General features: G+C 72.9%; 1 protein-coding gene. It reads left to right on the plus strand.

What is annotated here, in order from left to right; genetic code table 11:
- Nucleotides 1-738: FtsX-like permease family protein (locus NUV94_08250; protein ID MCR4392725.1), on the plus strand; the 738-nt coding region annotated here is incomplete at its 5' end.
- Between the last annotated feature and the right edge of the window lie 65 nt (nt 739-803).

Raw genomic sequence — 803 nt, forward strand, 5'->3', positions numbered from 1 at the left:
GTGCGGGTGGGGGAGCGGGTCGTCGTCGTGGTGAGCGGGAGAGGGGGCGCGAGGTCGCGGGCCCTTGTCGCCGTGGGCCTTTTCCAGCCCACAGTGGTGGAGCTCGAGCGGGTCGCGATGGCCCCGCTTGGGGATGTCCAGGCTCTGACCGGGACTCCAGGGGCGACGGCGCTCGCCTTCGCCCTGCCGCGGGGGGTCCCATCGGGACGGGCGGTCGCGGAGGCGCGCCGGCGCCTGGCCCCGCACCCTGAGCTTTCGGTCGCCGACTACTTCGACCTCAACCCCCTGGCGGGGGTGATGGTCTCCGGCTCCACCGTCAAGCTCATCCCGTTCGTGGTCCTCATCAGCCTCCTCGCCGGGTTCGGGGTGGCCAACACCACGGTCTACTCCGTGCTCGAGCGGACGCGGGAGTTCGGGGTGATGGCGGCGCTGGGAATGCGGGGGCGGACCCTCGCCCGGGTGGTGCTCCTGGAGTCCGCGCTCGTGGGGGCCCTGGGGTTCGCCGTCGGGGGTGGGATCGGGTACGCCGGGCTCCTCTACCTCGGCCGCAGCGGCCTGGACTTGTCGCGCTTCGTGCGGGGCGTGGGAGGGGCCCTGGGGATGCCCACGGTGATCTACGCCGCCGCGTCGGGCTGGTACTGGCTCGCGGCGTTCAGCGTGGTCGTCCTCACCGTGCTCCTCGCCGCGTGGTACCCGGCGCGGCGGGCAAGCCGCCTGGAGCCGGCGCGGGTAGGATAGGGCCCGCCTTCCCAAAGGCGGACAGGAGAGCGATGAGGAGAGCAGTGTTGTTCGCAGTAGCCCTG

The organism is Candidatus Acetothermia bacterium (genome assembly GCA_024653305.1).
In the GTDB taxonomy this organism is placed as follows: domain Bacteria; phylum Bipolaricaulota; class Bipolaricaulia; order Bipolaricaulales; family Bipolaricaulaceae; genus JACIWI01.